Genomic DNA, 22,674 nt, shown 5'->3' with positions numbered 1-22,674 from the left:
TCGCCTCTCCCCGCTTGCGGGGAGAGGCGACGAGAGCACCTACTCCGCCAAGAACCGGTTCACCACCTCGCCGAACTCCAGTGGCGCTTGCTCGAACATCCAGTGGCCGGCGTTCGGAATGACTGCCGTTTGCGCGCCCGCGATGTGCGCGGCCAGCACGCGCCACATCACTGACAGGCTTCCCGTCGTCGCGCCGCCGCCGATCAGCAGCGTCGGCGTGCGGATCGCCTGTGCGTCGCTGAGCGTGTAGGGCCGGCGCTGCTCGTTGATCTGGCCAAGGAAGGTGAGCGCGTTGTCGCGCAGCTGCTGCTTGGCCGCCGCGGGCACGCGCCGCCACGAGCCGTCACCCTCGATGCCCTCGTAGAAATTCTGCAGCGCGCCCTCGATATCGCCGGCGCGGATCATCTCGACCGAGCGCGCGGTGCGCGCCGCCAGCGGCGGGTGCGCGGGCGTGCCTTCCGGCACCGGCAGGGATGCATCGAGATCGCCGCCCGGCTCGGCCAGCACCAGTTTTCGCAGCAGATCAGGCCGGGCCTGCGCCACGCGGAAGGCAATGTGGCCGCCGCGCGAATGGCCCATCAGGTCGATCGGTGCGGGCGTCACCTGCTCGATGAAAGCGATCGTGTCGGCAACGTGCTGCGCCATCTTGTAGTCGTCGCCGACGGCATCCCAATGTTCGGGGAAGAAATGCCGCAGACTGACCGAGATCACGCGATGGGATTTCGAGAGCGGGCCGAGCACCGAATACCAGGTGCGGAAATCACCTAATGTGCCGTGCACGCAGACCAGCGGATGGCCCTCTCCGACTTCGAGATAGGCCATGTCGTAACCGTTGACGCGGAATGTCTGCATGATCAGCTCGCCAGGAAGTCGAGAACCACTTCGGAGTATTTCTGCGGCGCCTGCTCGAACATCGGATGCGTCGCATTCGGGATGATCGCCGTCTTCGAATAGGGCACATGCGCAGCGAGCGCATGCAGCACTTTTGGCAGCAGGCCTTTGGTTCGCGCCCCCAGGACGAATAGCGTCGGCATCTTGATCGCCTCCGCATCCGCCTTGGAGAACGGCGGACGGTTGTCGCGGACCTGGCCGATCAGGGTGGTGGCGTTGTCGCGAAGGTTCTGTTTCACCAGGGCCGGCAGCCGCGGCCAGGTGCCGGCGCCTTCCAGCGTGTCGACGAACACGGCAAGGCCGCCGTCGACGTCGCCGGCCGCGATCTTCTCGGCCGAGGCCGTGAACCGCGCCAGGAGCGGCGAGGGCCCGCCGACATAGTCGGGATCGAGGCTCGCATCGAGTTCGCCGCCGGGTTCAGCGAGGATCAGCCGCCGCAACAGATCCGGCCGCCGCTGCGCCACGCGGAAGCAGATGTGCCCGCCGCGGGAATGGCCCATCAGGTCGACGGGCCCGAGGTCGAGCTCCTCGATGAAGGCAATGACGTCGTCGACATGCTGGGCGATCGAGTAGGTGTCGCCGATGCCGTCCCATCGCGCCGGGAAGAAGTGCCGCAGGCTGACCGCGATCACCCGGTGCCGTTGCGACAGCGGGCCGAGGACGCAGCCCCAGACCCGGAAGTCGTTGAGCGAGCCGTGCACGCAGACCAGCGGCGCACGTCCTTTGTCCTCGCCCACGTCGAGATAGGGCATATCGTATCCGTTGACGTGGAGGCTTTGCATTCCGGGGCTCGCGAAGGATTGGAACTCCTGTGCAAGATTCCCGGAAACCGGGTGGATCGCAACTATTTCCAAGCCTAGATTTGGTCCGAGATCACATTGGGGGCATGCGACGAGGGACGCAAGCTCAGGAACCAAACCATGACCGACCAGCATTTCGCTCTGTTCGACACCAGGATCGGCCTCTGCGCCATCGCCTGGGGCCCGCGCGGCATCAACGGCACGCAATTGCCGATGGGCGGTGAGCAGAAGATCCGCACCCGCATCAGCCAGCGCCACGGTGATGCCGTTGAGACCGAGCCGACCGCCGAGGTGCAGCAGGCGATCGACCGCATGACAAAACTGCTCGCAGGCGAGCCGGATGACCTCACCGATATCGAGCTCGATCTCGACGGTGTGCCCGAGTTCAACCGCGGCGTCTACGCGATCGCCCGCGCCATCCCGCCCGGCAAGACCATCACCTATGGCGACATCGCCAAGCAGCTCGGCGGCGTCCAGCTCTCGCGCGACGTCGGCCAGGCGCTCGGCCACAATCCGTGCCCGATCGTGGTGCCCTGCCATCGCGTGCTGGCTGCCGGCAACAAGCCCGGCGGCTTCTCGGCGAATGGCGGCGTGGTGACGAAGCTGAAGATGCTCGAGATCGAAGGCGCGCTGGTGAACCACACGCCGAGTTTATTTGATTGAGGCGGCTTGCACCCCTGCCGTAGGGTGGGCAAAGCGGAGCGTGCCCACCGTCTCGTCGTAACATGGAGAGGTCGTGGGCACGGCGCTTCGTGCCTTTGCCCACCCTACGAGACCTCCGCTAGATCTTCGCCGCCGTCTTCGGCCAATATTTGTCGCGCAAATGCCGCTTCACCAGCTTGCCTGTGGGCGTGCGCGGCAGCTCGGCTTCGAAATCGATCGAGCGCGGGCACTTGATGGCAGAGAGGCGGCCCTTGCAGTAGGCGATCAAATCGGCCTCGAGCGCCTTGCCGGCACGCTTCATGTCGTGCGGCTGCACCACCGCCTTCACCTCTTCGCCCATCTCCTCGTTCGGGACGCCGAACACCGCAACGTCGGCGACCTCGGGGTGGGTGATCAGCACATCCTCGGTCTCCTGCGGGTAGATGTTCACGCCGCCCGAGATGATCATGTAGGACTTGCGGTCGGTGAGATAGAGGAAGCCATCCTTGTCGAGATAGCCGACGTCGCCGAGCGTCGACCAGCCCTTGGCGTTGTAGGCCTTCTTCGTCTTCTCGGCGTCGTTGTGATAGGTGAACGCCGGAGCGTCGGCGAAATAGACCGTGCCGATCTCGCCGACCGGCTGCTCTTCGTCGTTCTCGTCGAGAATCTTGATCTTGCCGACCACGGCGCGACCGACGCTGCCGCGATGCGCCAGCCATTCCTTGGAGCTGCAGACGGTGACGCCGTTGCCTTCCGAGCCGGCGTAGTACTCGATCAGGATCGGCCCCCACCATTCGATCATCCTGGCCTTGACGTCGACCGGGCAGGGCGCCGCGGCGTGGATGGCGCCCTTGAGCGTGGAGACTTTGTACTTCGCGCGGATCTCGTCCGGCAGCTTCAGCATGCGCACGAACATGGTCGGCACCAGCTGCGACTGCGTCACCTTGTATTTCTCGACCAGCGTCAGGAATTCCTCGGCGTCGAAATGCTCCATGATGATGGAGGTGCCGCCGAGCACGATCGCCATCATGTTGAAGCGCAAGGGAGCTGCGTGATAGAGCGGCGCCGGAGAAAGATAGATTGTGTCGGCGTTCATGCCGCACATGTTGGCGCAGAGCACGCGCAGGAATGCGTTCGGCTCGTCGATCGGCTTGCCCTCGAACGCCTTCTTGACGCCTTTCGGCCGGCCGGTGGTGCCGGACGAATACAGCATGTCGTAGCCGGCGATCTCGTCGGCAATCGGTGTGATCGGCTGGCTTGCTGCTTCCTCGTCGTAGGAGCGGAAGCCGGGCAGCGGCTCGTCCATCATGTAGAAGATCGGCTCGCCGGCGGCGCCCTTGATCAGGCCCTTGATCTGGTCGGCGCATTTCGGCGTCGTGATCACGACCTTGGCGCCGCAATCGGCGATGATGTAGTCGATCTCGTCCTGCTTCAAATAGCGGCTGATCGCGGTGTAGTAGAGCCCGCTCCGCTGGGCGGCCCAGCACAGCTCCATGAAGGCGAGGCGGTTCTCCATCAGCAGCGCGATGTGGTCGCCGGCCTTGAGGCCGAGCGAGCGGAACAGATGCGCGCCCTGGTTCGAAAGCTCGTCGAGCTCGCGATAGGTGATCGCCTTGCCGGTGCCGGCCATCTGGTAAGCGATCTTGTCGGGCGTGGTGCGGGCATGGATGGAGGGGTGGGTCATGGCGTTTCCTCAAAACGCGAATGGCGAGTAGCGAATGGCAAATAGGAAGAAGGGCAACCGCTCTTCGCCTACTCACCATTCGCTACTCGCCACTCACTACTCGCTTTTGTTTTTTTTACAGTCGCTCGACAATCGTCACGTTCGCCATGCCACCGCCTTCGCACATGGTCTGCAGGCCATAGCGCTTGCCGCGCTGGTGCAGGGCGTGAACCAGCGTCGTCATCAGCTTGGTGCCGGAGCCGCCGAGCGGATGGCCGAGCGCGATGGCGCCGCCATTGACGTTGAGGTGGGCCGGATCTGCACCGGTGGTCTTGAGCCAGCCGGTCGGCACCGAGGCGAAGGCCTCGTTGACCTCGAACAGGTCGATGTCGCCGATCTTCATGCCGGCCTTCTCCAGCGCCTTCTTGGTGGCGTGCAGGGGCGCATCCAGCATGATCACGGGATCGCCGCCGGTCATAGTCATGTGATGGATGCGCGCCAGCGGTGTGACGCCGAGCTGCTTGAGACCGCGCTCGTTGACCACCATGACGCCCGAGGCGCCGTCGCAAATCTGGCTGGCGCTGGCCGCGGTCAGCTTGCCGTTCTCGGCGATCAGCTTGACGCCCTTGATGCCCTCGAGCGTGGCATCGAAGCGGATGCCCTCGTCGATGTGGTGGGTGTCCTTGGAGCCGTCGGCGCGGGTGATCTCGAGCGGTACGATCTCCTTCTTGAAGTGGCCGGCTTGGGTCGCCGCGATCGCGCGCTGATGGCTGTTATAGGAATATTCGTCCAGATCATCCTTCGACAGGCCGTACTTCTCCGCCATCATCTCCGCGCCGGTGAACTGGCTGAACACAATGTTGGGATATCTCGCCTCGATGCCCGGGCTCTTGTAATGGCCGAAGCCGTTCTTGGCGGCGAGCTGCGAGGACAGGCCCATCGGCACCCGCGTCATCGATTCCACGCCGGCGGCGATCACGACGTCCATGGTGCCGGACATCACGGCTTGCGCGGCGAAGTGCAGCGCCTGCTGCGAGGAGCCACACTGGCGATCGATCGAGGTGCCCGGCACGCTCTCCGGCAGCTTCGAGGCCATGATCGCGTTGCGCGCGACATTGTTGGATTGCTCGCCGACCTGCATCACGCAGCCCATGATCACGTCCTCGACCAGCGCAGGATCGACCTTGGTGCGGTCGACCAACTCGTCCAGCACTTTTGCGGCGAGATCGGCCGGATGCCAGCCGGCGAGACGGCCCCCCTTGCGCCCGCCCGCGGTACGCGCAGCGGCGACGATGTAAGCCTCGGCCATGTCGGTCTCTCCCTGGATTCTTGATTGGGTCGGTTGTCGGGGCGGATTTAAGGGACGCAAGATCATTTAGTCAATCGATCAATTAATTCTTGTGATGAGGCGCTGCTTGGGCTTATCTGCGCGCCTCTCGAGGTGCATTCAGGGATCTCCGTGGCTACCAGCGTACCGAACAGGCTCCCCAGCGGAAAAAATTCCACGGCAGAGAAATTGCTCGTGGCCGCGAGCGAGTTGATGATCGAACGCTCCTCGATCGAGATTTCGCTCAGCGACATCGCGCAGAAGTCGGGCGCCAATGCCGCGTTGGTCAAATATCACTTCGGCAACAAGGACGGCCTGCTGCTGGCACTGCTCGCGCGGGATGCCGCGACCGAGATGTCCAATCTCGAATATCTGCTGGCGCAGCCGATCACGGCGACGGCGAAGCTCAAGCTGCATATCGGCGGCATCATCCGCGCCTATCATCGGTTCCCCTATATGAACCGGCTGATCCACTATCTCCTGCATGAGAGCGTCGCCGGCTCCGCGGACGAAGTTTCAAAATTCTTCGTCGCCCCGCTGCTGGACTTTCACCGTCGCCTGCTCGCCGAGGGCGTCAGCCGCGGCGAGTTCCGCCAGACCGATCCGGTGCTGTTCTACACCAGCCTGATCGGCGCTTGCGATCATCTGTTCTTCGGCCGGCACGCGATGTCTCGCGCGACCGGCGTCGGCCCGGTCACCGACGACGTCTGCCGGCAATATATCAAGCACATGGAAACGCTGATCTGCGGCGGCATCCTCACGCAAGCCGGGGAAGCTGCCGCGGCCGGATGATCCGGCCGCAACTCTCAAGTCTAGAGAAGAAACGTCCAAGGAAAGGTAGCCTGTCATGGAATTGAAAGACGTAGCCGTTCTCATCACCGGCGGTGGTTCGGGCCTCGGCGAGGCGACCGCCCGCGCCATGGCGGCCAAGGGCGCCAGGATCGGCGTGATCGACCAAAACAAAGAGAATGCCGAGAAGGTCGCGGCCGAGGTGAAGGGCGTGGCGCTCCATGCCGACGTCACCAGCGAAGAGCAGATCAAGGCCGCGATCGCCAAGGCCGAAGCCGCGCATGGCGTTGCGCGGGTGCTGATGAACTGCGCCGGCATCGGCGGCTCGCAGCGCATCGTCGGCCGCGACGGCGTCTACCCGCTCGAAAAGTTCGCGCGCATCATCAACGTCAACCTGATCGGCACCTTCAACTGCCTGCGGCTGTTCGCCGAGCGCCTCGTCACGATCGAGCCCGTCGGTGAAGAGCGCGGCGTTATCATCAATACGGCGTCGGTCGCGGCCTATGAAGGCCAGATCGGCCAGATCGCCTATTCGGCCTCGAAGGGCGGCGTCGTCGGCCTGACCCTGCCGGCCGCGCGCGACCTCGCCAGCCAGAAGATCCGCGTCAACACCATCGCGCCCGGCCTGTTCTTCACGCCGCTGCTGATGGGGCTGAACGAGGAAGCCCGCAAGAGCCTGGGCGCGCAGGTGCCGCATCCCTCGCGCCTCGGCGATGCCAAGGAATACGGCTCGCTCGCGGTGCACATCGTCGAGAACGCGATGCTGAACGGCGAGACCATCCGCCTCGACGGCGCCATCCGCATGGCGCCGAGGTAAGCGGCGCTCTTCTTCCTTCTCCCCCTGTGGGAGAAGGTGGCGCGAAGCGCCGGATGAGGGGTCTCTCTCCCCGATCTCGTCTGCGGAGACAGACCCCTCACCCAAGTGAACTCTAGGCTGACAGCGATCTTGCCCTCTCCCACAAGGGGAGAGGGCGCAATAACCGCCACCCAAAGAGCGGATGCAGGAGCGCCCCATGTCCCAACCGCTGCTGATCGAGCATGACGACGGCGTCGACCGGGTGACGCTCAATCGGCCGGAACAGCTCAACGCGCTCGATCCGGCGCTGATCGACGCGCTCAACGACTACTTCCAGGGCCTTCAACGCAACCGTGATACGCGTGTCGTGGTGCTGAAGGGCGCCGGCCGGAATTTCTGCGCAGGCCTCGACCTCAAGGCGGCGATGGCCCGCCGTGCCGGACAACAGGAGCCGCCCGGCGTCACGGAGTCGCTGGATTCGCAGCGTCGCATCGCTGACATCGTGATGCTGATGCGACGTTGTCCGCAGCCGATCCTGGCGCTGGTGCAGGGTGCGGCCGCCGGCGGCGGATTCGCGCTGGCGCTGGCTTCCGACATCCGCATCGCGACGAGATCGGCGCGAATGAATTGCGCCTTCATCAAGCTCGGCCTCGGTGGCTGTGACATCGGCACCAGCTATTTCCTGCCGCGGCTGGTCGGCGTGTCCGTGGCGTCGGAGCTGATCCTCACGGGGCGCTTCATCGGCGCCGAGCGCGCGCTCGCGGTCGGCCTCGTCTCGGAAGTCGTGGACGAGGACAGGCTCGATGACGCGGCCGAGCCTTATGTCGAGGCGATGATGACGGCCTCGCCCGTGGGCCTGCGGCTATCCAAGGAATGTCTCAACATGAGCGTCGACGCGGGATCGCTGGAGGCCGTTATCGCCATGGAAGATCGCAACCAGGTCCTGTGCAGCCGTTCCGAGGAATTTTCGGAAGGCATCAGGGCCTTCCTTGAGAAACGAAAGCCTGTCTATATCAAGCGCTGAACGAGAACGATCCGCAAAGGACAATAATTCCGGGAGACGCAAAATGAGTGGAAGCGCGGCGGCCGTGATGACGAAGCCCGCCTTTCGCAAGATCGAGTGGCTCGCGCGCGACATCGACGTCGAGCGTCGCAGCGACGGCACGGTGGTGCTGAAGTCGCGCATTCCGCTGCAGCCTTACGAGAAGCACATCCCGGCCTCGCTGGCGAAATGGGCGAAGGAAGCGCCCGAGCGCATCTGGCTCGCTCAGCGCGGTGGTCCCAATCGCGAATGGCGCAAGGTGTCCTATGGCGAAGCCAAGCGCACTGTGGACGCGCTGACGCAAGGTCTGCTCAACCTCGGACTCGACGGCCGCCCCGTTGCGATCCTCTCCGGCAATTCGATCGAGCATGCGCTGATGACGCAGGCCGCGATGCAGGCGCGCGTCCCGGCAGCGCCGGTCTCGCCGGCTTACTCATTGATGAGCCACGATCACGTCAAGCTGAAATACCTGTTCGACCTGATCAAGCCGGCCGTGGTGATGGTGCAGGACGGCCCGACCTTCGAGAAGGCACTGAAGGCGATCGACCTCGCCGGCGTCACCGTGGTTCACGTCGCGCGGCCATGTGAGGGCATGAAGAGCGTCAGCTTTGCTGAGCTCGCGGCAACTCCGGTGACCGAGGACGTCGAGGAGTCGATCGCGAAGATCACGCCCGACACCGTCGGCAAGCTGCTGTTCACGTCAGGCTCGACCGGCATGCCCAAGGCGGTCATCAACACGCAGAAGATGATGTGCGCCAATGCAGCGATGATGATGCAGGTGCGGCCACGTTCGCCTGATGGCCCTGTTGCGACCATGCTGGACTGGATGCCCTGGAATCACACCATGGGCGGCAACGCGGCATTCCATCCGATCCTGGTCGATGGCGGCACGCTCTATATCGACGACGGCCGGCCGATGCCGGGCCAGTTCGAGGAGACGCTGCGAAACCTGCGCGAGATCTCGCCGACCTATTACGCCAACGTGCCGGCCGGCTATGCGGCGCTCGCGGCCGCCATGGAGAAGGACGACGCGCTCTGCCGCTCGTTCTTCAAGAACCTCTCGATCATGGCCTATGGCGGCGCGCGCCTGCCTGACGATCTCTACGACCGCATGCAGGCCCTCGCGGTGAAGACCACCGGCGAGCGCATCGTGTTCTACACCGGCTGGGGCTCGACCGAGACCGCGCCGACCTCGACCGGAACTTATTGGGATACCGAGCGCGTCGGCCTGATCGGCCTGCCGTTCCCCGGCGTCGAGTTGAAGATGGTGCCGTGCGGCTCGAAATACGAACTGCGGCTGCGCGGCGTCAACGTCACGCCCGGTTATTTCGGCCAGCCGGAGCTGACGAAGCAGATGTTCGACGAGGAAGGCTTTTACTGCATCGGTGATGCCGGCATTTTCGTCGACGATTCCGATCCGGTGAAGGGCATCATCTTTGCAGGTCGCGTGGTCGAAGACTTCAAGCTCACCACCGGCACCTTCGTGCATGTCGGGTCGCTCCGCACCGATACGATCGCAGCTGCGACGCCTGTCGTGCACGATGCGCTGGTCGCGGGGCAGGACCGCCCGTTCATCGGCCTGCTCGCCTGGCCCAATTTGCACGCCTGCCGGCAACTTGTCGGCAATCCCGAGCTGAACTTCGAGGATGCAGTGAAGCACCCCGAGGTCGTCGCCTGCTTCAGGCGGGGACTGGAAACTCACAACAGGGAGTGCGAAGGCGCCAGCAGCCGCATCATCGCGCGCGCCATGCTGATGGTCGAGCCGCCCTCGATCGACGGCAACGAGCTTACCGACAAGGGCTACATCAATCAGCGTGCCGGCCTCGAACGCCGCGCCGCACTGGTGGAGCGGCTGTATGCCGACAAGCCGGATCAAGACGTCATCGTTCTCAAGTAATCGACATCATCAACACGGGTACGCGCCATGAACTTCGACTTCTCCGACGACCAGAAGCAGCTCCGCGATCAGGCGCGCAAATTCCTCACCGAAAAATGCTCGCCGAAGGCGGTGCGTGTGGTGCTCGACGGCAAGGCGCCTTACGATAAGGAGCTCTGGAAGGGCCTCGCCGAGATGGGTTTCCTCGGCGTCGCGATCCCCGAGGAGTTCGGCGGCGCGGGCGCCGGTCATCTCGAGCTCTGCGTTATCGCCGAGGAGATGGGCCGCGCGAACGCGCCGGTGCCGTTCTCCTCGACCGTGTATCTCGCCGCCGAAGCGCTGTTGATCGCCGGCAGCGACGCGCAAAAGAAGAAATGGCTGCCGGCGATTGCCTCGGGCGAGGCGATCGGCACGCTGGCGCTGTTCGAGGGCAAGGGCAATCCCGCGCCGAAGAACGTCAAGCTGACGGCTGCGAACGGCGTGCTCAACGGCGTCAAGAAACCGGTCGCCGATGGTGCGATTGCCGACTTCGCCGTGGTTGCCGCGCGCACTGGGTCGAGCGGACGCGACGGTGATATCTCGTTGTTCTTGGTTGATCTCAAAGCCGGCGGCGTCGAGGTGAAAAGCCTCACCAATCTCGATCCGACCCGCGGGCAGGCCGAGATTTCGTTCAAAGCCTGCAAGGCCGAGCCGCTGGGTGCCGCCGGCGAAGGCTGGAGCATCCTCACCCAAATGCTCGACCGCGCCGCGGTATTGTGCGCGTTCGAGCAGGTCGGCGGTTCCGACCGCGCGCTGGAGATGGGCCGCGACTACGCACTCGATCGCATCGCCTTCGGCCGCCAGATCGGCTCGTTCCAGGCGGTGAAGCACATGCTCGCCGACATGTATGTCTCGGCCACGCTGGCGCGCTCGAACAGCTATTACGGCGCCTGGGCGCTCTCGACCAACGCGGCTGAATTGCCGGAAGCCGCTGCTGCCGCGCGCATCAGCGCGACGCAGGCGTTCCAGCACTGCGCCAAGAACAACATCCAGGTTCACGGCGGCATGGGCTTCACCTGGGAGTTCGACTGCCACATGTACTACCGCCGCGCCAACGCGATGGCGCTGGGGCTGGGGAGCCTGTCCTATTGGGAAGACCAGTTGATCGACCGCATGCGGAAGAAGAACGCGGCGTAATTAGGTTCGTAGGTGGGCTAGTCCCGCGGATGCGCGAAGCGCGATCCGCTGGGCGTAACCCACCACTTCCGTCGACGAGGAAACCAAAGAGGTGAGTTACGCCTTCGGCTAACCCACCCTACGAAGGTAAGAAGACGACCATGAACTTCGACGACACCCCTCAGGAAGCCGACTTTCGCGCCACCGCCCGCGCCTGGATCGGTGCGAATGCGCCCACGCAATACGAGGAAGAGCTGCGCAAATCCTCTCTCGGCCGCACCGTGCTCAAGAACGCCAATATTCTTGAGGTCGCAAAAGCCTGGCAGAAGAAGAAGGCCGATGCCGGTTGGGCCTGCCTGCACTGGCCAAAGGAGTATGGCGGGCGCGGCGCCTCGCCGATCGAGCGGGTGATCTGGCAGCAGGAGGAAGGGCCCTTTGGCCAACTCTCCCGCATGTTCATCATCGGCCACGGCATGTGCGGGCCGACCATGATGGCGTTCGCGCGCGAGGAGCATAAGCGCACCTATCTGCCGCCGCTCGCTTCCGGCGAGAAGGTCTGGTGTCAGCTGTTCTCCGAGCCCGCCGGCGGCTCCGACGTCGCGGGCCTGCGCACGCGCGCCGAGAAGGACGGCGACGACTGGATCATCAACGGCCAGAAGATCTGGACGTCAGGTGCGCATTATTCCGATTACGGCATCCTGCTGACGCGCACCGATCCCACCGTGCCCAAGCACAAGGGCCTCACCATGTTCTTCCTGGACATGAAGAGCCCCGGCGTCGAGGTGCGGCCGATCAAGCAGGCCAGCGGCGCCTCCGACTTCAACGAGGTCTATTTCACCAATGTCCGCATTCCCGATCATCAGCGCCTCGGCGAGGTCGGTGACGGCTGGAACGTCTCGCTGACCACGCTGATGAATGAGCGCAGCGCGATCGGCGCGGCCGTTTCGACCGGATTTCCTGAATTGTTCGAATATTGCTCCAGCCTGATGCTCGACGACGGCCCCGCGATCGAGGATCGCGCGGTGCGCTCGAAATTGGCGAACTGGGCGGTGAAGGCGAGCGGGCTGAAATACACCAGCATGCGCGCGATCTCGGCGCTGTCGAAAGGCGAGCGGCCGGGGCCGGAGAATTCGATCGGCAAGCTGGTGGCGGGCTCGATGATCCAGGACGTTGCGACCTACGCGCTGGATTTGCAGGGTGCGAGCGGCGTCGTCAGCGGCGAGGATGGCGAGCTGGCCGGCCGTTTCCAGGCGATGCTGCTGCGTGCGCCCGGCACCCGTGTCGAAGGCGGCACCGACGAGATCATGCGCAACATCATCGCCGAGCGGGTGCTGGGCCTGCCCGGTGATATCCGTGTCGACAAGGACGTGCCGTTCAACAAGATCCCGACGAAGGGAAGAGGCTAGAATCGTAGGGTGGGCAAAGGCGCGGCACGCGCCGTGCCCAAGAAGTCTATCGAGAGAAGGTGGTGGGCACGCTTCGCTTTGCCCACCCTACGCACTGATCAAGGATCGAGAGGGCCGTTATGAATTTCGACGACACCCCGCAGGAAGCCGCATTCCGCCAGACCGCGCGCCAATGGGTCGAGGCCAATGCGCCGAAGGAGCTGCACGCCGAGCTGTCAAAATCCTCGCTCGGCCGCATTCGGCTTGCCAAGCAAGATATCGTCGAGGTCGGCAAAGCCTGGCAGAAGAAGAAGTTCGAGGGCAATTGGGCCTGCCTGCACTGGCCGAAGGAATATGGCGGCCGTGGCGCGACGCCGATCGAGAAGGTGATCTGGCAGCAGGAGGAGGGTGTCTACGGCAAGCTGACGCAGCCGTTCCAGATCGGCGAAGGCATGTGCGGCCCGACCGTGATGGCCTTCGGCAGCGAGGATGCCAAGCGCCGCTATCTGCCGAAGCTGGCTTCGGGCGAGGAGATCTGGTGCCAGCTGTTCTCCGAGCCGTCTGCCGGCTCGGACGTCGCCGGCTTGCGCACCCGCGCGGAGAAGAAGGGCGACAATTGGGTCGTCAACGGCCAGAAGATCTGGACCTCTGGCGCGCATTACTCCGACTATGGTCTGTTGATCGCGCGGACCGATCCGAACGTGCCCAAGCACAAGGGCCTCACCATGTTCTTCCTGGACATGAAGAGCCCCGGCGTCGAGGTGCGTCCGATCAGGCAGGCCAATGGCATGCAGGAGTTCAACGAGGTCTATTTCACCGACGTCGTCATCCCCGACAGCCAGCGGTTAGGGGCCGTCGGCGAGGGCTGGAGCGTCTCGCTGACCACGCTGATGAACGAGCGCATGTCGATCGGCTCGCGCCTTGCGACCGGCGTGCCTGAAATGTTCGAGTTCTGCTCCAACCTGATGCTGGAAGATGGCCTCGCGATCGACGATCCCGCGGTGCGCTCGAAGCTGGCGAGCTGGGCGGCGAAGTCGAGCGGGCTGAAATACACCAGCTATCGCACGATCTCGGCGCTGTCGAAGGGCGAGCGGCCGGGTCCGGAGAACTCGATCGGCAAGCTGGTGTCGGGCATGATGCTGCAGGACATCGCGACCTACGCCATGGACCTGCAGGGGGCGGCCGGTGTTCTCACCGGCAATGACGAGGAGACGGTGCAGGGCCAGTTCCAGCAGATGCTGCTGTCCTCGCCCTCGATGCGCATCGCCGGCGGCACCGACGAGATCCTGCGCAACATCATCGCCGAGCGCGTGCTGGGCCTGCCCGGCGACATCCGCGTCGACAAGGACGTGCCGTATAACAAGATCCCGACCAAGGGGCGATGATCTCACCTCTCGCTGCATCTCGTAGGGTGGGCAAAGCAAAGCGTGCCCACCATATGCAGATGCTCCGGAGCAAGCCTGTCGGTGGGCACGGCGCGATGAGCCTTTGCCCACCCTACGAGAAGAGCGCGAGCTGAACCATGGACGCTACAGTCAAACAGAACGATCGCATCGGCGTGCTCGAAGAGCTCCTCAACGAGCGCTACTCCGTCCGCGCCTTCCTTCCCAAAGAGGTCGACCGCGCGACCATCGAGCATGTGCTGACCACCGCGCAGCGCACCGCGTCCTGGTGCAACAGCCAACCCTGGCAGGTGATCATCGCCAGCGGCGAGGCCAAGGAGCGCTTCCGGAAGCTGATCTACACGGAGGCGTCAGGCGGGCTCGGCGACGATTACGATTTCACCCCGCCGCGCGAATATGTCGGTGTCTATCTCGAACGCCGCCGCGAAAGCGGCTTTCAGCTCTACAACACGCTCGGCATCGCTCGCGGCGACAGAAGCGCCTACGCCAGGCAGGCGCTGGAGAACTACAATTTCTTCGGCGCGCCGCATGTCGCCATCATTCACACCAACGAGCCGCTCGGCATTTACGGTGCGATCGATTGTGGCGCCTATGTCTCCAATTTCATGCTGGCTGCGCAGGCGCTCGGGCTCGGCACGATTCCGCAGGCGGCACTCGCGCGGCATTCCGGACTGATCCGCCGCCATTTCAATCTGCCCGACGATCGCCGCGTCGTCTGCGGCATTTCGTTCGGCTATGCCGACGACGCTCACAAGGTCAACAGCTACCGCACCTCGCGCGCCAGCGTGGCCGAGACCGTGACCTTCGCGGACGAGTGATCAAGCGGCGTAGCTTCCGCTATCGCTGTCGGACGCGCGCGAAGACGGCCGTGAGAACGGCCGCCTTCATCTTCATCTAAGTCCTTGAGGACGCCGGCCGTCAGCCGCCGCTGCCGCCGATCACGGCCCGAACGGTCTCGTCCGGGCCAAAATCCTCGGCGCCATCGACATAGAGCAGCGCGGCGAGCTTCGAGCGCGCGCGGTTGACGCGGCTCTTGATCGTGCCGACTGCGCAGCCGCAGATCGAGGCCGCGTCTTCGTAGGAGAAGCCGGAGGCGCCGACCAGAATCAGCGCTTCGCGCTGGTCCTGCGGAAGCTTATCGAGCGCCGTGCGAAACTCCTCGAACTCGAGATGCGCGTTCTGCGACGGCTGTGTCTTCAGCGTCTTGGCGTAGTTGCCTTCGGCATCCTCGACCTCGCGCCGCCGCTTGCGATAGTCGGAGCGGAAAAGGTTGCGCAGGATCGTGAACAGCCATGCCGGCAGATTGGAGCCAGGCTGGAACGAGTCGATGTTGGCGAGCGCGCGGAGCAGCGTCTCCTGGACCAAATCATCGGCGCGGTCCGCATTGCCGCTGAGCGAAATGGCGAACGCGCGCAGACTGGGCACGGCCGCCAGGATGTCGTTACGCAGGGAGTCCGTGAGAGGCATTAATCCCTCCCATTGTTGTCGTTGGATCCGCCTTCATGTCCCACGTGGGGTGTCGCTCCCGGCGCATCAAGCTTCTTGATCAGTTCTGCGAACCGATCTGGAACCCCTTGTCGCACCACATCATCATACATGGCGCGCAACTGGTGCCCGATCCGGGATTGAATCTCCGGAGTGAGGCCTCCCTTGCCGGGGGTCGTGCTTCTGCTGGCTTGAGACTTGAGATCTTTCATGACCTGTTCCACGTTTCCCCGAGTTAAGTGACTGTAAAATCGAGAGGTTTTCTCAACCGGGAGCCGTTCCCTGGATAGGCTCAATTCCAGGTTCGATAAAAAGTTCCCGCTCAGACGGAACTTTTCTTGGCCTGAGGCGTAATCAGCCCAGCAGGGGAACCCGGGCCCCCCTCGGATTGCCTGGACGTCAAGGTTGGCCCCGAAGATGAATGGAGTGGGGATGTCCCGTTCACAGCTTGTTGCTGAACACTTGCCGTTGTTGCGCCGGTACGCACGCGCCCTGACGGGCAGCCAGGCCTCCGGTGACGCCTATGTCGCAGCCATGTTGGAAGCCATGCTGGGGGATCCGTCGGTGCTCGACGAGAGCCATGGACCGCGGGCCGGCCTGTTCAGGCTGTTCACCCAGATCTGGAATTCGGTCTCCGTCAACGATGATTCCGAGGTGACGACCTTGCCGATGCCGCCCGAGCGGCGGCTGTCGAACATCACGCCGCTGCCGCGCCAGGCCTTCCTGCTGCTTTCGCTGGAGGGATTCTCGGAAGAGGAAGTCGGCTACATCCTCGGCACCGACGTCGCCGAGACGCGGCGGCTTGCGGATGCCGCCGGACGCGAGATGGCCGCCGAGATCGCCACCGACGTGCTGATCATCGAGGACGAGACCTTCATCGCCATGGACCTCGAGAGCCTGGTGAAGAATCTCGGCCACAACGTCGTCGGCGTCGCGCGCACCCATGCCGATGCGGTGGCGCTGGCCAAGAACAGGCGGCCCGGCCTGATCCTCGCCGACATCCAACTCGCCGACGGCTCGTCGGGTCTGGACGCCGTCAACGAGCTGCTCCGCACCTTCGAGGTGCCCGTGGTGTTCATCACCGCATACCCGGAGCGCTTCCTCACCGGCGAGCGGCCCGAGCCGGCATTCCTGATCTCAAAACCGTTCCAGCCCGCGATGGTGTCGGCGGTGGCGAGCCAGGCGCTGTTCTTCCAGCGCAACTCGCGCAACCGCACGCCGAAGGCGCCGGCGGCTTAATAGAGCTGGATAAAGCTGGCCATTTGGCCAAACGATCCGATCCGGCGTGCTGCAAGGCACGCCGGATTTTTCGTGTCGCCTGCCGTGCTTGACGTGGGTCGGCTTCGCCCCTCATACCGCTGCATTGATCCCAGCCGGAGATGTGCCCATGGACCAGCAACTCCTCGATCGCCTCGCCATTCGCGACCTCGTCGAGAACTGGGCGGTCTGGCGGGATGCCGGTGACTGGGAGCGCTTTGCCACGGTCTGGCATGAAGAGGGCTGGATGTCCGCCACCTGGTTTCAAGGGCCGGCGCGGGATTTCATGCGCGTCAGCCAGGAGGGCTTTGCCAGGGGCGTGCGCATCCTGCATTTCCTTGGCGGCACCAGCATCGATCTCGCAGGCGAGCGGGCCATCGCGCAGACAAAGATGACGATCTCGCAGCGTGCCCCGGTGCATGACGTGGTCTGCGACGTCGTCTGCACCGGGCGCTTCTACGATTTCCTGGAGAAGCGGCAGGGGAAGTGGGGCATCGTCCGCCGCCAGCCGATCTACGAGAAGGACCGGATCGACCCGGTCGATCCCGCAGCAGAGCTCCGCCTCGACCAGACCGCGCTGGCCGCATTGCCCGAAGGCTATCGCCACCTCGCCTACATGCAGGAGCTGATCGGCTACAAGGTCAAGCGCGACATGCCGGGCCTGATCGGACCCGAGGTCGAGAAGCTCTATGGCGAAGGGCGCGACTGGCTGGCGGGGAAGTGAACCCCAGACAAAAGTAAGGCGCGACTGGCATCACCACAGTCGCGCCCTACGTCACCGGCTTATGGGGCAGGGGGGAATAGCCGGCTGTTGAGACGACTCCAGTCTGCGAAAGTCGTTCCACCCCTCGCGAAATATTTTGCGCACGCTGTCGTATTTGTCGCACACGGTTAAGTGATCGTAACCGCTAAGAACCCCTGATCCTTCACCGGCGTTGTTCCCGCGATCGCCATGGGGCGAGGGATCGACAGCCATGTCACAGATTCATAAGGTATTTTTGAGCGTCGTTGCCGCTGCTGCGACGCTCGGTGCCGTGCAACTGGCCTCGGGTCATGATCTGGCAGACCGCTGGCAGGCGGTCGCCGACAAGGCCGACAAGCCCGGCCACAATGTCAATCGGACCGGCAAGGCCGACCGGCTCGCCGAGATCAAACAGGCAGCTGTTCCGACCCGCACCGTCTCGATGCGGCTGAATGACCTCGCCGACACCTCGGTGCTGCTGCGGGTCCCCGCGGTGATCGAGACCGGTAATGCCAAGCCGCCGGGGCTGCTCCAGAACCAGAAGAAGGTGCGCAACAGGCCGACGATCGCCTGCGAGCCGATGGTCAGCTCCCTGACCGAGGTCGCAAAGCTGCTCCAGCCCGGCCGCTGCGTGACCTGATCCGCCCGGGCGCCGGATAGATCGCTCTCCCGTTTGGAGGACGATTCTTCACGTCCACTTGATCCCCTCTACGCTCGCGTTATATCCCGGGTTTCTTCCCTTTCGTTTTGACCGGGTAAACGCATGACGACGTCAGACACGGCTGTGCATACGCAGCCCTTCCAGGCCGAGGTTTCCGAGCTTTTGCACCTCATGGTGCACTCCGTCTATTCCGAGACCGACATCTTTCTGCGCGAGCTCATCTCCAACGCGTCGGACGCCTGCGACAAGCTGCGCTATGAGGCAATCGCAAGTCCTTCGCTGCTCGGCGAGGGTGACGCGCTCAAGATCCGCATCATCCCGAACAAGGCGGCCGGGACGCTCACGATCGCCGACAACGGCATCGGCATGGAGCGGCAGGAGCTGATCGACCATCTCGGCACCATCGCCCGCTCCGGCACCAAGGCATTCGTGTCGAAGCTGAAGGAGGCCAAGGACGGCCTCGGCCTGATCGGCCAGTTCGGCGTCGGCTTCTATTCCGCCTTCATGGTCGCCGACAGGATCGTCGTGGTCAGCCGCCGTGCCGGCGAGAGCGACGTCTGGACCTGGACGTCCTCCGGCGGCTCCGGCTTCGAAATCGCCCGTGCCGGCGACGAGGAGGCGGCGCGCCTGGCGCGCGGCACCGAGATCGTCCTGCACCTGAAGGAGGACGCCAAGAAATATCTCGAGAGCTTCGAGATTGAGCGCATCGTCGGTGCCTATTCCGACAACATCCTGTTCCCGATCGAACTGGTGCCGGAAGAAGGCGATCCCCGTCAGATCAATTCGGCCAGCGCGCTGTGGCAACGCTCGAAATCCGAGCTGACGCCGGAGGACTACAAGAAGGCCTATCAGCAGATCGCCTCCGCCTTCGACGATCCCGCGATGACGCTGCATTACCGCGCCGAGGGCCGCTATTCCTACGCCGTGCTGCTGTTCGCGCCCTCGACCAAGCCGTTCGACCTGTTCGAGCCGAACCGCAAGGGCCGGGTGAAGCTTTACGTCCGCCGCGTCTTCATCACCGATGATGCCGATCTGTTGCCGGGATATCTGCGCTTCATCCGCGGCGTCGTCGACAGCGAGGATCTTCCGCTCAACATCTCGCGCGAGATGCTGCAGAACAATCCGCAGCTGGCGCAGATCCGCAAGGCCGTGGCGACCCGGGTCGTGTCGGAGCTCGAAAGCCTGGCCGAGAAGGATCCGGAGAACTTCGCCAGGATCTGGGACGCGTTCGGCGCGGTGCTCAAGGAAGGCATTTACGAGGATTTCGAGCGGCGCGAAAAGCTGCTGGCACTTTCGCGCTTCACCACGACATCGGGCGAGAAGCGGTCGCTGAAGCAGGTCATCGCCGATTTCAAGCCGAACCAGACCGAGGTCTATTATCTCGTCGGCGACAGTATCGAGCGGCTGAAATCCAATCCGCGGCTGGAGGCTGCGACCGCGCGCGGCATCGAGGTGCTGCTGCTGTCCGATCCCGTCGATGCGTTCTGGACCTCGATGCCGTCGGAGTTCGACGGCAAGCCGCTGAAGTCGCTGAGCCAGGGCGATCTCAATCTCGACCTGATTCCGCGCGTCGACGACAAGGACGAGGCAAAGAAGGACGAGCCCGAGGCGGATGAAGCGGCCACCATTGCCGTGATCAAGGCTGCGCTCGGCGAGCGGGTCAGCGACGTCAAGGCCTCGACGCGCCTCACCAGTTCGGCCTCCTGCCTCGTCGCCGACAGCCAGGGCCCGAGCCGCGAGCTCGAGCGCATCCTGTCGCAGCAAAACCGCGGCATGAAGACCAAGCCGATCCTGGAGATCAATCTGCGCCATCCGATGGTGGGCGCGATCACCAAGGCGCAGGCCGGCTCGAAGGCGGTCGACGATCTCAGCCTGCTCCTGCTCGAGCAGGCGCAGATCCTGGACGGCGAATTGCCGGAGGATCCGGCTGCGTTTGCCGCAAGGCTGAACCGGCTCGTGCTGCAGGGGCTCGGCGCCTAGCGCCGCAGCCCGCAGCGCTCACCTTGCCGTCATCTGTCCCTAGGAACAGTCGCCTCCGGCCTGGTGTTATGCCATACGAGGCTGCCGGCATCAGATCCGCCGAGGCCGTCGATTCGAGGATTAAGTCCATGCGCCTGTCGATTTTGACCCTCACCGCGATTGCCGCGCTGTTCGTCGCGGCAGATGCCAGCGCCCAGACCTACGATCCGCGCTACCCGGTGTGCATGCACGTTTATACGCCCGGCGGCTTTACCGGTGGTGGCGGCGATTATTTCGACTGCTCCTTCACCTCGCTGCCGCAGTGCCGCGCGAGCGCGTCGGGCCGCGCGGCCAGCTGCGACGTCAACCCGTACTACGCCTTCGACCAGCCGCCGCAGCCGCGCCGGCGTCACAAGAAGGTGCAATAGCGAATCCGCGATGCCTCGTACCGGAACACAGTTCATGCGTTTCTCGTTCGGAATGATCGTGACCGCCGGCGCGGTGCTCGCAGCCGCGCCGTCGCATGCGCAGACTTTTGATCCGCGCTATCCCGTCTGCATGCACGTTTATTCAGGTGCAAACGGGGGAGGTGGGGAGTGGTACGACTGCTCCTTCACCTCGTTGCCGCAGTGCCGCGCCACGGCTTATGGCCGATCCGCGATCTGCGATCTCAATCCGTATTATCCGGTTCACGCGCCGCCGCCGTACTTGCGCTACAGGCGTAGCGGCTAGCGTCGGCAGGTGCTGCGCGCTACTCCTTCCTGCCCCCACAGCTCGACCACCTTGCGCCAGCGCGATCGGTCTCGACCGTCACCACGCCGCCGAACTCACCGGCGTTGCCGTGCGGCGGTAAGGATCACTAGAGTTAACCGCGCCCTAACAGAGTTTTACCTTGTCTCTTAACACCTGGGCAGGGCGCGGGGGCTAGATTGCCTGATGTCAGCAGGCGGCCCGAAAGAATCAACGGCATGACCCCCGGTGTCATCGAACGACAAAAAGTCGCGCGCGCGCCTTCGGCTTCAAAGATATGGCTGAAGGCCATCGAGCTCACGGCGCGGATCGAGACGCTGCCGGGGCGTCTGTTCGCCGACGTCATCGACGATTGGGCGCAGCGCCAGCCCGACCGCGTCGCGCTGATCACCGACGAAGCAAGCCTCGACTATGAAGGCTTGTCGAAGCGCATCAACCGCTACGCGCGCTGGGCGCGCTCGGCCGGCGTGGCCAAGGGTGATACGGTCGCGTTGATCATGCCGAACGGCATCGATTATGTCGCGGCCTGGCTCGGCATCAGCCGGATCGGCGGTGTGGCGGCGCTGCTCAACACCAGGCTGGTGGGACCCTCGCTCGCGCATTGCCTCGATGTCGCAAAGCCCTCGCATATCATCGTTGCGCAGGAGCTGACGCAGATGCTGGAGAGCGCGACGCCGCACCTGAAGACGCAGGCCAAGGTCTGGACGCATGGCGATGCCCGCAGCGAGCGCGCCATCGACGTCGCCCTCGCGGCGCTGGACGACGCTCCTTTGTCGCCGGAGGAGCACGGCGAGGTCACCATCGATGACCGTGCGCTGCTGATCTACACCTCGGGCACCACCGGCCTGCCGAAGGCTGCCAGCATCAGCCACCGCCGCATTCTCAATTGGGGCTTTTGGTTCGCCGGCCTCACCGGCGCGAGCCCGCAAGACCGGCTCTACGATTGCCTGCCGCTGTTCCACTCGGTCGGCGGCATCGTCGCGCCCTGTAGCATGCTCGCTGCGGGCGGCTCGGTGGTGATCGCGGAGAAATTCTCGGCCTCGCATTTCTGGTCCGACATCGTGCGCCATGACTGCACGCTGTTTCAATATATCGGCGAGCTCTGCCGTTATCTGCTCAAGGCGGCGCCGTCGGAATATGAGAACCGGCATCGTCTCCGCCTCGTCTGCGGCAACGGCCTGCGCGGTGACATCTGGGAAGACTTTCAGGCGCGTTTCGCCATTCCGCGCATCCTCGAATTCTATGCGGCGACGGAAGGCAATTTCTCGCTGTTCAACGTCGAGGGGCAGCCCGGCGCGATCGGTCGCATCCCACCGCTGCTGGCGCATCGCTTCCCTGCCAATCTCGTCAAGCTCGACCCCGACAGCGGCGTGCCGCTGCGCAACGAAGAGGGGTTTTGCCTCGCCTGCGCCCGTGGTGAGGCCGGCGAAGCCATCGGCCGCATCGGCACCGCCGATGAAGGCGGCGGGCGCTTCGAGGGCTACACCGACACCGGCGAGACCGAGAAGAAGATTCTTCGCGATGTCTTTACCAGGGGCGACGCTTGGTTCCGCACCGGCGACCTGATGCGGATCGACGACAAGGGCTTCTTCCATTTCGTCGATCGGATCGGGGATACTTTCCGCTGGAAGGGCGAGAATGTCGCGACCTCGGAGGTGAATGACGCGATGCGCGATTTCACCGGCGTGGTCGATGCCACAACTTACGGCGTCAGCATCCCCGGCGCGGACGGCCGCGCCGGCATGAGCGCGATCGTCGTCAACGAAGGCTTCGACATCGCGGCATTGCCCGCACATCTGGCGCAACGCCTACCGGCCTATGCGCGTCCCGTCTTCATTCGCATCTCCAGCGAGATTGATGCGACCGAGACGTTCAAGCAGAAGAAGGGCGATCTGTCGCGGGAAGGCTTCGATCCCGCCGCGATCTCCGATCCACTGTTCATGACAGACCCGAAGTCCGGGGCCTATGTGGCGCTCGATACCGAGGCCCATGCGCGAATCGTGGACGGCTCGATCAGGCTGTAAATCCCGCCAAAATCCGCAGATAGGTCC

22 protein-coding genes are annotated in these 22,674 nt (G+C 64.1%); 16 read left to right on the top strand and 6 right to left on the bottom strand.

Annotation, left to right across the window (positions count from 1 at the left end):
- Nucleotides 1–39: 39 nt before the first annotated feature.
- Nucleotides 40–852 (bottom strand): alpha/beta fold hydrolase, encoded by an 813-nt coding sequence (locus BM190_RS14265; protein WP_092255629.1) that lies wholly within the window; start codon nt 850–852, stop codon nt 40–42.
- 2 nt (nt 853–854) lie between these two features.
- Nucleotides 855–1,673 carry an alpha/beta fold hydrolase gene (locus BM190_RS14260; RefSeq protein ID WP_092255626.1) on the bottom strand — a complete coding sequence of 273 codons (819 nt, stop codon included), beginning with the start codon at nt 1,671–1,673 and terminating at the stop codon, nt 855–857.
- Nucleotides 1,674–1,811: 138 nt separating this feature from the next.
- Here BM190_RS14260 and BM190_RS14255 point away from each other — a divergent pair, with 138 nt between their 5' ends.
- The gene (locus BM190_RS14255) at nt 1,812–2,354 is read left to right on the top strand and encodes a methylated-DNA--[protein]-cysteine S-methyltransferase (RefSeq protein ID WP_092255949.1); all 543 of its coding nucleotides are present in this window, start codon (nt 1,812–1,814) and stop codon (nt 2,352–2,354) included.
- 118 nt (nt 2,355–2,472) lie between these two features.
- Here the strand turns inward: BM190_RS14255 and BM190_RS14250 are convergent, their stop codons facing one another.
- Entirely contained in the window at nt 2,473–4,017 is a 1,545-nt protein-coding gene (locus tag BM190_RS14250) for an acyl-CoA synthetase (RefSeq protein ID WP_092255623.1), read from the bottom strand.
- A 115-nt stretch (nt 4,018–4,132) separates the two neighbouring features.
- Nucleotides 4,133–5,305, bottom strand: coding sequence for an acetyl-CoA C-acetyltransferase (locus BM190_RS14245; RefSeq protein WP_092255620.1), 1,173 nt, complete (start codon nt 5,303–5,305; stop codon nt 4,133–4,135).
- A 150-nt stretch (nt 5,306–5,455) separates the two neighbouring features.
- On the opposite strand from BM190_RS14245, the gene BM190_RS14240 reads away from it, so the two are divergent.
- The 8 genes from BM190_RS14240 to BM190_RS14205 all read left to right on the top strand — a co-directional run bounded on the left by BM190_RS14240 (nt 5,456) and on the right by BM190_RS14205 (nt 14,587).
- Nucleotides 5,456–6,115 carry a TetR family transcriptional regulator gene (locus BM190_RS14240; protein WP_177237074.1) on the top strand — a complete coding sequence of 220 codons (660 nt, stop codon included), beginning with the start codon at nt 5,456–5,458 and terminating at the stop codon, nt 6,113–6,115.
- Nucleotides 6,116–6,170: 55 nt separating this feature from the next.
- Nucleotides 6,171–6,929, top strand: coding sequence for an SDR family NAD(P)-dependent oxidoreductase (locus BM190_RS14235; protein WP_018316223.1), 759 nt, complete (start codon nt 6,171–6,173; stop codon nt 6,927–6,929).
- 196 nt (nt 6,930–7,125) lie between these two features.
- Nucleotides 7,126–7,932: an enoyl-CoA hydratase/isomerase family protein gene (locus BM190_RS14230; RefSeq protein WP_092255615.1), complete on the top strand. Its 807-nt coding sequence runs from the start codon at nt 7,126–7,128 to the stop codon at nt 7,930–7,932.
- A 43-nt stretch (nt 7,933–7,975) separates the two neighbouring features.
- A complete protein-coding gene (locus tag BM190_RS14225) occupies nt 7,976–9,847 on the top strand; it encodes an AMP-binding protein (protein ID WP_092255612.1) in 1,872 nt (623 codons plus the stop codon).
- Nucleotides 9,848–9,874: 27 nt separating this feature from the next.
- Nucleotides 9,875–11,002: an acyl-CoA dehydrogenase family protein gene (locus tag BM190_RS14220; protein WP_092255609.1), complete on the top strand. Its 1,128-nt coding sequence runs from the start codon at nt 9,875–9,877 to the stop codon at nt 11,000–11,002.
- 140 nt (nt 11,003–11,142) lie between these two features.
- The gene (locus tag BM190_RS14215) at nt 11,143–12,387 is read left to right on the top strand and encodes an acyl-CoA dehydrogenase (protein WP_092255606.1); all 1,245 of its coding nucleotides are present in this window, start codon (nt 11,143–11,145) and stop codon (nt 12,385–12,387) included.
- Nucleotides 12,388–12,506: 119 nt separating this feature from the next.
- Complete coding sequence (locus BM190_RS14210) at nt 12,507–13,751, top strand: acyl-CoA dehydrogenase (RefSeq protein ID WP_092255604.1); 1,245 nt, start codon at nt 12,507–12,509, stop codon at nt 13,749–13,751.
- 137 nt (nt 13,752–13,888) lie between these two features.
- Nucleotides 13,889–14,587 carry a nitroreductase gene (locus BM190_RS14205; RefSeq protein ID WP_092255599.1) on the top strand — a complete coding sequence of 233 codons (699 nt, stop codon included), beginning with the start codon at nt 13,889–13,891 and terminating at the stop codon, nt 14,585–14,587.
- Between the two features lie 100 nt (nt 14,588–14,687).
- Here BM190_RS14205 and BM190_RS14200 read toward each other — a convergent pair whose 3' ends face one another.
- Both BM190_RS14200 and BM190_RS14195 read right to left on the bottom strand, forming a co-directional pair.
- A complete protein-coding gene (locus BM190_RS14200; RefSeq protein ID WP_018316216.1) occupies nt 14,688–15,236 on the bottom strand; it encodes a sigma-70 family RNA polymerase sigma factor in 549 nt (182 codons plus the stop codon).
- Nucleotides 15,236–15,466, bottom strand: a complete 231-nt coding sequence (locus BM190_RS14195) for a NepR family anti-sigma factor (protein ID WP_026201628.1) — start codon at nt 15,464–15,466, stop codon at nt 15,236–15,238. Before BM190_RS14195 ends, BM190_RS14200 begins: the two co-directional genes overlap by 1 nt.
- Before the next feature lie 220 nt (nt 15,467–15,686).
- Here BM190_RS14195 and BM190_RS14190 point away from each other — a divergent pair, with 220 nt between their 5' ends.
- From BM190_RS14190 to BM190_RS14160, 7 genes are all read left to right on the top strand, one after another.
- On the top strand, nt 15,687–16,493 hold the full coding sequence (locus BM190_RS14190) for a response regulator (protein ID WP_177237073.1): 807 nt from the start codon (nt 15,687–15,689) through the stop codon (nt 16,491–16,493).
- A 148-nt stretch (nt 16,494–16,641) separates the two neighbouring features.
- Nucleotides 16,642–17,235, top strand: coding sequence for a nuclear transport factor 2 family protein (locus BM190_RS14185; protein ID WP_092255593.1), 594 nt, complete (start codon nt 16,642–16,644; stop codon nt 17,233–17,235).
- 250 nt (nt 17,236–17,485) lie between these two features.
- Nucleotides 17,486–17,893: a hypothetical protein gene (locus BM190_RS14180; protein ID WP_092255590.1), complete on the top strand. Its 408-nt coding sequence runs from the start codon at nt 17,486–17,488 to the stop codon at nt 17,891–17,893.
- Between the two features lie 123 nt (nt 17,894–18,016).
- Nucleotides 18,017–19,894, top strand: coding sequence for a molecular chaperone HtpG (gene htpG / locus BM190_RS14175; RefSeq protein ID WP_092255587.1), 1,878 nt, complete (start codon nt 18,017–18,019; stop codon nt 19,892–19,894).
- A 128-nt stretch (nt 19,895–20,022) separates the two neighbouring features.
- A complete protein-coding gene (locus tag BM190_RS14170; protein ID WP_026201626.1) occupies nt 20,023–20,301 on the top strand; it encodes a DUF3551 domain-containing protein in 279 nt (92 codons plus the stop codon).
- Between the two features lie 34 nt (nt 20,302–20,335).
- Nucleotides 20,336–20,605: a DUF3551 domain-containing protein gene (locus BM190_RS14165; RefSeq protein ID WP_092255584.1), complete on the top strand. Its 270-nt coding sequence runs from the start codon at nt 20,336–20,338 to the stop codon at nt 20,603–20,605.
- Between the two features lie 227 nt (nt 20,606–20,832).
- Complete coding sequence (locus BM190_RS14160) at nt 20,833–22,647, top strand: long-chain-acyl-CoA synthetase (protein WP_092255946.1); 1,815 nt, start codon at nt 20,833–20,835, stop codon at nt 22,645–22,647.
- Nucleotides 22,648–22,674 lie beyond the last annotated feature (27 nt).

This window comes from Bradyrhizobium sp. Rc3b (assembly GCF_900114915.1).
Lineage (GTDB): Bacteria > Pseudomonadota > Alphaproteobacteria > Rhizobiales > Xanthobacteraceae > Bradyrhizobium.
The sequence above is the reverse complement of the archived record's forward strand: the minus strand, read 5'-3'. Positions and strand labels throughout refer to the sequence as shown.